This is a genomic window from Chamaesiphon sp. OTE_20_metabat_361 (assembly GCF_031364565.1).
The window spans coordinates 1-8,783 of sequence record NZ_JANLWO010000670.1; the positions used below are offsets into that span (position 1 = coordinate 1).

Below are 8,783 nucleotides of genomic sequence, written 5' to 3' on the forward strand. Positions count from 1 at the left end.
TTACCTATCTCGAACAGGGCGAGGCTACCCTCCTATTGCAATCGATCGAGAGTTGCGGGTCCTTGAAAACCTTGCGGGATAAATTATTACTGGGCGTGATGACGCTCGAAGGGACGCGCACTGTCGAGATGCATCGGCTGAATATCGGCGATGTGGTACGTCAGGGCCAGAAGGTTGGGTTGAAAGTCAGTAGTAAGCGACACACGCGGGTGGTGCCATTGACACCCCAATTAGCGCAGATATTAGAGCAGTATTTAACAACGCGGCGGGAGCATGGATTTGATTGGATGGTGGATAGTCCGCTGCTGATTAATCTTAGTAATTACGGGCGAGGGGAGCGATTATCGCGACGGGGGATTCGACAGGTAGTGGATAAATATCTTCAGGCGACGAATCTCAAATATATGGAAGGGCGGACGCTGTCGGCGCATAGTTTGCGGCATACTGCGGGGACATTAGCCCTGCGGAATGGGGCAACGTTGCGGCAGGTGCAGGATTTGTTGGGACATGCAGATCCCCGGACTACGGCGATTTATGCCCACGTGGGGGACAGATGGGAGAATAATCCAGCGTTGAAGGTGAATATCGATTTGCTTTAGGATGAGTTTTCGCTGGAGCACTTTTGGGCGAGTGTAAACCATAATAACGATCGCCATACTAACTTTGGCGGGTTGCGGATAATTATCTAGTGCCAATTACCTACGGTAGGCTACGCCAACGAGCGAGCGGATCGGAGTAATATATAGTTCAGTCAGGTGGACATTGACGATCGTGCCAACGGCGATCGCCTTCAATCGATCTTTTGTCCATGTTGCACAACTGTCACGATAAATCCATCCACACCATTAAAGTAAAACATATCATGAACGATCTGCAACTATTTGGCTTACCCGCTCGGCAAGGTCGATGGCTATTTTTACCGCTCGGTATTACCGCGATGCTCTGCTTGGGTACAGTCTATTCCTGGAGCATTTTTCGCAAGCCACTGACAACAGCTTTAACCAAGCAAGGAATCACAATTAGCGCAACAGATACCTTGCTACCCTTTGCCACACTACTAGTAGTATTTGCCATTTTGATGCCGATCGCGAGTAGATATATCGAACGCTATGGTGCGGCGAAAGTAACTGCTGTCGGGGGGACGATTGTAGGCTTGGGGTATTTTCTATCCAGCTTTGCCAATAGCATTCCCCTATTGGTGATTACTTACGGTCTGATTGCTGGAGCTGGGATTGGGATTGTCTATGGCGTACCGATTGCGGTTACGGCTAAATGGTTTCCCGATCGCAAAGGATTAGCTGTCGGTCTAACTGTAGTTGGATTCGGTCTATCTCCGTTGATTACCGCACCACTAGCTGGGTTGCTGATCGATACTTATGGCATCAACAACACGTTTAGAATTTTTGGTGTGGCTTTTACGGCGATCCTATTAGCGATTGCTACTCAGCTTCGATTTCCGCCCACAGATTGGCAGCCCAGCCCCCAGTTTGCGGCTAGCCCCACGGATGCCGAACCCGATCGGTTGTTGAGTTCGCCGAGCTTTTTTGCACTGTGGATCTGCTATGCGATCGGGACTCTGGCTGGCTTGATGGCGGTGGGGATTGCTAGCAATGTAGGCAAGGAAGTCGTCGGACTCGACCCCAGCATGGCTACTGCTGCGGTATCGATTTTTGCGATCTTTAACGGTGTCGGTCGCCCTTTATTCGGGTGGTTGACCGATCGACTCAAGCCCAAAATGGCGGCAATTATCTCTTATGTGATGATTTTAATTGCCTCGATCGTGATGTTAAATACTGGCAAAGGTCAAGTTGTCAATTACTTTTTCGCCTTTAGTTTACTGTGGCTGTCTTTGGGCGGATGGCTGGCGATCGCACCAACAGCAACGCTATCGATGTTTAATCCTGTCAACTATACCAAAAACTACGGCATCGTTTTTACCGCTTACGGGGCAGGAGCTTTGCTGGGTACCCTAGTTGCGGGTAGTGCTAAAGATATTTTCGGTAGCTATACTAATGCTTTCATTCCGACAGCAATTCTCGCGATTATCGGTATTTCGATCGCGACTTTCGCACTCAAGCCCGATGCCAAAAGTCAGCAAATTTTATCTTGAAGTCATTAGACCTCCTCTTGCAAAAGTAAAAACAAAATCTTTCCTAGCATTGTTTTCATCTATAGTTTTCCCTAAAGTCTAAAGCCTAAAGCCTGACTTTCGTTTGAGCGTGGACTTTGCGATCGGCTAATCTAGAAGCTGAACTGCATTCGCACATTGCCGATGTAGACAGGGGAATTAGTCTGAAAATTGTTGGGGTTAAAGATCGCGTAAAATGCCGGGACGATCGCGATATTTTCACTAGCTGGATAATAGTAAGCAACTTCTAATTCTTGTTGCTTACCACCATCGCCACCACCAGAGAGCAGGAATTCGCGCCCACCCAGATAACTGTGAGGTATCAAGTAGGAGATCGTGCCCAATGCCCCCTTCTTGCCCAAATCGGGAAATCCCAACCCCAATTGAATCGACTGTACGGTTGTATTGCCACCCGCACGGGCTGAATTGACAGGAATAATCCCTGTATTGCCGTAAGAATATCTCCCGAATACACCCACCTGCGGCGTCAAGAGCCAGTCAAAATTGGCAACGAAGGTATCGGCGGGCGCGTCGTTTAATCGGCCTCCAAAGCCATCGTCGGCATAGCCGTAGGGCAATGGTTCGCCCACTGCTCCACCGATAAATCCATTGTAGGGACGGATGAGCGATCGCGAGTACAATAATTTTAGATTTAGGTCTTTACTGGGTGAATATGCCAGTTCGCCGATGACTTGATTGGTACTGCCAAATAAACCTGCGGCGGGATTGCTAGATGTGTTAAATCCATTTGCCGCACTCAAAAATTCGGTGTTCTCTGCCAAATAGCCAGCATTAAACCGAAACTGGGGGCTAATATTCCAAGAGACAACCGCGCCAGAACCGCGATCGATCGCCGCAAATAATGTACTTCCACTAGAATTGAAACTACCCGCACCAGTGAGGAAATTAGTAAAGCGGTTTTGGTCGAAATAACGGTAGGTATTCAACCGGGGGCCGACTGAAACTCTGACGCGATCGTTAATCGGAAAAGAATAAGATAACTCGCGCAAATAAACTGCATTCGAGCCAGCTTGAGGTGTGCCTGTTTGGTCGGTAATTGGCACACCCCAAGTATTAAAAAACCCCGATGAAACTAATTGGTTTGCTGGCGAGTTTGCATTACCAGCGACGAGTTGCGTCACCAGCATATCTTTACCTGTAAATGATGAATTTAGGGTCAGAAATAGATAGTTACTAACTGTCGGATTTGTATCCCTAAGCTGGACGCGAGTCGGTACTCCATTGACTCGTGCAGGCGGGATAAAGGCATTGGTGCCGCCTTGAGCTAGCGATCTTTCAGCAGTAATACTATTGCTAGTAAATGCACCTGTAAAGTTGACCCAAACTTGGGCACTAAGCTTGGTTGTGGCGGAGAATTGCTGCTGCTTTAATATTTCTGTTTTAGCTTCAATTGCCTCTACTCGTCCACGCAAAGCAGTTAATTCTGTGGCAAATTCAGCCTGAAGTTTTTGGATCGTTTCTAGCTCTGCTTTTGTAGCTGGTGTTGGCACTGGGATCGATTCATTCGCCAGACTCAGGCAAATATTCAATCGTTCGGCAAATTTTGCCCGCGTTACCCCGCGATCTAGATCGGTACTTTCTTCGATACAATTATAGCGATCGTCGAGTTGTCGTAATGCTGGCAATGCCCATTTGGGAATTGGCACGGTAGATGGAGATCCAGATATCCCCTCTGTCGAACGGATGGGCGCACCAATTTGCGAATCGGCAATCGATGGTAGTATTTTTGGAATTGGCTCCTGAGAGGGCAATACATCTGTCGCCTTGCTCTGGGCGGCGATCGCGCCCATTCCTGCCAGCATCGAAGCTGTTACAATCAAACTTGTGACTAAATTTAGCTTGACCACGATCCGACTCCTCAAATTGTGAAACGATTGGAAGACTAGGCTCGATCGAGTTTATCGATCGCCACCGCAAAGCATGTATTCTGTATACAATGAATTTAGGCGAGTATTTGTAGCAATCGGTACATTCATTGCTATGCAGGGCGTTTTCAGTCACTTGGTTTGCTAAACCGTCGGGGAACCCGACGAGCGCAAATCCGCTAGTTTGGGTCTAGTTTTACATCGAGGAACACTTGCTTTGTCGTTATCTTCACGTTCGCTCCAACGACCTCAGTCTCTGCAAGAGCAGGCTTATCAAGCCCTGCGTAGTGCTATATTGTCTGGCGAACTGATGCCGGGGCAAAGGCTCGTAGAAACACAACTCGCCCAAAAGCTCCAAGTCAGCCGCACCCCAATTCGCGAAGCCTTGCATCAGCTCCAGCAAGCCGATTTAGTCGTCGAAGAGCGCGGCATGTTGAAAGTCGCTACATTTACCAGCGAAGATGCCAGCAAGCTGTATGAGTGCAGGTTAGCATTAGAAAATGTTTCCGTCAGAGCAGCATGTCTGAATGCTAGCGATCGACAATTGCAACAAATCGAGCAATTGATTCATAAAGCCGAGAAAATACTTAATGCCAAACCAACTAAACTAACCAGCTTTCAATTATTAGACTTGGACTATCAATTTCATCGAGAGATTGCCGAAGGATCTCAGAATGAATGGCTGGTGTCATTACTCGATCGATTATTCGATAAAATGATTTTGCTCCGCATTCAAACGATGCTCAGCAATCCAGCAGTGCTAGAAGTTCGCTGGGAGCATCGCCAGATTTACGATGCGATTTTGGAGCGCGATGCCGATCGAGCTGTGACAGCAGTTCAGGAGCATTTAATCGCCAGTCGATCGCGTGTTGTCTCCGAGCTAAAGCAGATTCAACAAGCTCAAAATGCTGTCTGACAGCGCGATTAGCGAATGTTATAGTGTCTGTTTTCTAACCAAACACGTAATTCTTGGCTAGAAACTTGGCGCAGAGTTTGGTGGGTGCTGGGATCGTAGGCGTTCCATTGACAACCATTTTCAGTCTGAGTTTTCCACACGCGCGGTTCGCCAGTTCCGGCGGCATGTGCAACGAGGGTTTGCCACAGCTCGGATACTTCTAAATAGAACGCTCGTAAATTTCTGGACGGTGGTGTTGTCTTAGCAGTCGATCGAGTGGAATGAATCGCAGTCATTGGTAATTTCATCGTTCGTTAGAGTTGAATTCTGTTTACCTCTTTAATATAAATAACTGTATTGTAAGATACAAAAACTAGCTTGCATCGCTTACATGAGCAGATTCGATACTGTGACCAAAGCAAATTCTCAGAACCAGATAAAATTGTCTCAGCTTCGGATCTTGGTAGCGATCGCCGATCGCGGCAATTTTAGCGAAGCGGCTCTAGAGTTGAATATGTCCCAGTCGGCTGTCAGTCATGCGATCGCGGCTTTGGAAGAGCATCTAGGGGTGGTGTTATTTTTGCGAGGGCGGCATGGCGCAAAATTGACTGCTGTAGGCGCGGAAATTGTCATCCACGCCCGCGAAATCGATCGACATGCTGAAGCGATCGATCGAGCCGCAATAGCAGTCAGGGTGCTCAAAGGCGGACAAGTCAGAGTTGCATCGTTTCGCAGTATTGCCACCTATATTTTGCCGTCGGCGATTGGCGATTTTTATCGACGTTTCCCAGCAATTGCGGTGAATGTCACCGAGCATGAGGATTATCTAGCAGTCGAACGCGCCTTGCAACAAGGAGACGCAGATATTGGGGTGACTTTTTTACCTGCGAGTGCCAAATTCCAAACTTGGGAGACGCTCCGAGATGAGTTTGTCGCTTTGTGTCCGCCAAGTTTTAAGGCGGACATGGAGCCACAAATTACGTGGGCAGAATTGGTATCTCAGCCGCTAATTATGCCCCCGATCGCTACCATTATGATGCAGCCGATTCATCGTCATCTCCGCGATTTGGGCTATGTTTTGCCGATCGCTTATGAGGTAGAGACGGATGCGACGATCGTGCGGTTGGTGGCGCAAGGGTTGGGGGCGACAATTTTACCGCGATTAGCCGCCGAACCAATTCCGGCGAATGTGCGGGTTTATCATTTACCAGTGCCGTTTTTTAGAACGATCGGGCTAGCCATTTTGGCTGAAGCACTTCACCCGCCTGCGGTGTATGCCTTTTTAGAAATTCTCCAGGTAAGCCGTGGGGTTGGAAACCCCCGCTTGTGATGCAAAGTCCGCCTACGCGGACTAGCTGATTAGTCCGCGTAGGCGGACTTTGTAGCATTAGCCCCGATTTCAATCGCGGGCGGGTGATGAACGTAGCTAACAATGTGATCCCAAATACAAAATCAGTTTCCCGAATCACTTAGTGTATTCTGTATACAATAATTAACCCGATCTTCGATCGGGTTAATTTAAGCTAGATTTCTGATTGTTCTAATCAGTGAGGAACTATGGGCTACTCCTTTCAGTTCTCGATCGTCTGGGATAATCTCGGACTATTATTTGCAGGTGCCTGGTTAACCCTCAAAATATCACTACTCGCGATCGCATTCGGACTAGTAATTGGCATCATCGGGGCAATTTTTAGAACATCAAAAAATAAACTGCTAGATACGATCGCGCTGACTTATGTCGAGGTGATTAGAAATACGCCTTATTTGATTCAGCTATTTTTCATCTTCTTTGGCATCCCCAATTTAGGGATTAAATTAACAGCCGAACAAGCAGCTATTTTATCGCTGGCGGTAAACTTTGGGGCTTATTCTACAGAGATCGTCCGTGCGGGTGTTGAGAGTATTCCTAAAGGACAGGTAGAAGCAGGAATGGCTCTGGGCTTTAAACCATTGGCAATTTTTAGACATATTATTTTGCTGCCAGCGTTGGCAAACATTTATCCGGCACTGGTGGGGCAGGTAATTTTAGCCGTTTTATTTACTAGTGTGGTGTCGCAGATTGCTACCGAAGATTTAACCTTTGTGGGTGATTTTCTCAATGCACGGAGTTTTCGCAGTTTTGAGATTTATTTTGCGATTTCGCTGATTTATCTGGCGATTGTATGGCTGATTAAAGCGATGGCATTTATCATCGAGCGACGATTTTTTGAGTTTGCGAAGTATCGCCGTTAATATTTTAGGAGAACGAAGATGGAAGAGTTTACTATATCCCAGATTTTAATTAATTTAGTGGTGGCGGCAAAGTGGACGATTATTTTATCGTCGATCGCGTTTGTTGTTGGTGGCATTGTTGGCTTTGGGATTATGATGATGAGAATTTCTTCGATTAGATGGGTCAAATGGTTGAGCTTAATTTACATCGAGTTCTTTGAAGGAACGCCGTTATTATTACAGTTGTTTCTCGCTTTCTTTGGCATTTCGGTGGTGTTTGGCATTAATTTATCGCCACTGGTAGCAGCGACGGTGGCATTAACCACATTTACCAGTTCGTTCCTAGCAGATATTTGGCGTGGCTCGATCGAAGCAATTCCCAGAGGACAGTGGGAAGCTTCGGCGGCATTGGGATTTGGCTATTTTAAGCAGCTCCGGCTGGTAATTCTACCGCAAGCGGTGAAACTGTCGATCGCGCCTACTGTCGGGTTTCTGGTGCAAGTTATCAAAGGCACATCCCTAGCATCAGTCATCGGTTTTGCTGAGATTTCTCGCGTCGCTACTCAGATTAATAACGTCACCTTAAAATCGCTGCTGGTGTTTTCCTTAGCAGGGTTACTCTACTTTGCCCTGTGCTATCCACTCTCGGCTTGGAGCCAGCGATTGGAGCAGAAACTGACTTATAAAGCATAGGAGGTTTACCATGCTGAAAGTATTCAAAGAATTTTTACCCAATCGCTGGCATCGCGCGATCGGATTATTTCTTGCTAGTCTGCTAATTTCGGTCAGCATTGCTTCCTGTTCCGGCTCGTCCACTTCGGCAACCAAAATGGCAGTTATCAACACGGCTGAAGTCGTGCCACCGAAGGGAGTCCCCGGACAAACTCTGGCTAAGATCGTGTCGGCGGGAACGGTGCGCGTAGCGGTTCCCGATGATTTCCCACCCTTTGGTTCGATGAGTCCGAAAATGACTCTACGCGGCTACGATATCGACGTGGCAAATGAGATTGCTAAAGGGTTGAAAGTCAAGCTAGAGCTAATTCCCGTCATCGGTAACTATCGGGTGCCATTCTTACAAACCGATCGAGCTGACTTAGTAATTTCTAGTTTAGGCAAAAACAAAGATCGTGCCAAGATTATTGATTTTTCCCAACCTTACGCGCCCTTCTTTTCGGGTGTATATGGTTTACCAGAATCCGCTGTAAAATCTGCCGACGATCTCAAAGGGAAAACAATCGGTGTCGCTCAAGGATCGCTAGAAGACTTAGAACTCTCGAAACTTTCGTCCGAAACAATTACTGTCAAAAGATTTGCAAATAACAGTCTCACGGCGGCTGCACTCGTTTCTGGGCAAGTGCCCTTAATTGCGACTGGTAACGTCGTTGCTGCCAAGATTACCAAAGACAATCCCGCCCAAAAAATCGAGAAGAAATACATCATGAAAAATTCGCCTTGCTATGTGGGCATCCGCAAGGGTGATGCTCAGTTAGTCGCCAAAGTCGATGCTGTCATCACGGCGATGAAGGAATCGGGCAAGTTAAACGAACTCTCGTTGAAGTGGTTTAATGAGCCGCTCCCCGATTTGACTCCACCTGCTTAGGTGTGGGGGGTTGCGGAGATCTACCCACCCCGCCCTTCGGGCACCCCTCCGAGGAGGGGATTT

9 protein-coding genes are annotated in these 8,783 nt (G+C 47.5%); 7 read left to right on the forward strand and 2 right to left on the reverse strand.

Going from position 1 to position 8,783, the window contains the following annotated elements:
- Both RMO35_RS19135 and RMO35_RS19140 read left to right on the forward strand, forming a co-directional pair.
- On the forward strand, positions 1-599 hold a 599-nt coding region (locus RMO35_RS19135; protein ID WP_309743204.1), incomplete at its 5' end, for a tyrosine-type recombinase/integrase.
- Positions 600-862: 263 nt separating this feature from the next.
- The gene (locus tag RMO35_RS19140) at positions 863-2,110 is read left to right on the forward strand and encodes an OFA family MFS transporter (RefSeq protein WP_309743206.1); all 1,248 of its coding nucleotides are present in this window, start codon (positions 863-865) and stop codon (positions 2,108-2,110) included.
- Between the two features lie 131 nt (positions 2,111-2,241).
- Here RMO35_RS19140 and RMO35_RS19145 read toward each other — a convergent pair whose 3' ends face one another.
- Positions 2,242-3,996, reverse strand: coding sequence for an iron uptake porin (locus RMO35_RS19145; protein ID WP_309743208.1), 1,755 nt, complete (start codon positions 3,994-3,996; stop codon positions 2,242-2,244).
- Positions 3,997-4,231: 235 nt separating this feature from the next.
- On the opposite strand from RMO35_RS19145, the gene RMO35_RS19150 reads away from it, so the two are divergent.
- Complete coding sequence (locus tag RMO35_RS19150) at positions 4,232-4,930, forward strand: GntR family transcriptional regulator (protein ID WP_309743210.1); 699 nt, start codon at positions 4,232-4,234, stop codon at positions 4,928-4,930.
- An 8-nt stretch (positions 4,931-4,938) separates the two neighbouring features.
- Here RMO35_RS19150 and RMO35_RS19155 read toward each other — a convergent pair whose 3' ends face one another.
- The gene (locus RMO35_RS19155) at positions 4,939-5,217 is read right to left on the reverse strand and encodes a hypothetical protein (protein WP_309743211.1); all 279 of its coding nucleotides are present in this window, start codon (positions 5,215-5,217) and stop codon (positions 4,939-4,941) included.
- A 134-nt stretch (positions 5,218-5,351) separates the two neighbouring features.
- On the opposite strand from RMO35_RS19155, the gene RMO35_RS19160 reads away from it, so the two are divergent.
- From RMO35_RS19160 to RMO35_RS19175, 4 genes are all read left to right on the forward strand, one after another.
- The gene (locus tag RMO35_RS19160) at positions 5,352-6,239 is read left to right on the forward strand and encodes a LysR family transcriptional regulator (protein WP_309743213.1); all 888 of its coding nucleotides are present in this window, start codon (positions 5,352-5,354) and stop codon (positions 6,237-6,239) included.
- Positions 6,240-6,466: 227 nt separating this feature from the next.
- Positions 6,467-7,141, forward strand: a complete 675-nt coding sequence (locus RMO35_RS19165) for an amino acid ABC transporter permease (protein WP_309743215.1) — start codon at positions 6,467-6,469, stop codon at positions 7,139-7,141.
- An 18-nt stretch (positions 7,142-7,159) separates the two neighbouring features.
- Positions 7,160-7,813, forward strand: a complete 654-nt coding sequence (locus RMO35_RS19170; RefSeq protein WP_309743217.1) for an amino acid ABC transporter permease — start codon at positions 7,160-7,162, stop codon at positions 7,811-7,813.
- A gap of 10 nt (positions 7,814-7,823) precedes the next feature.
- Complete coding sequence (locus tag RMO35_RS19175; RefSeq protein ID WP_309743219.1) at positions 7,824-8,720, forward strand: transporter substrate-binding domain-containing protein; 897 nt, start codon at positions 7,824-7,826, stop codon at positions 8,718-8,720.
- The last annotated feature ends 63 nt before the right edge of the window (positions 8,721-8,783 follow it).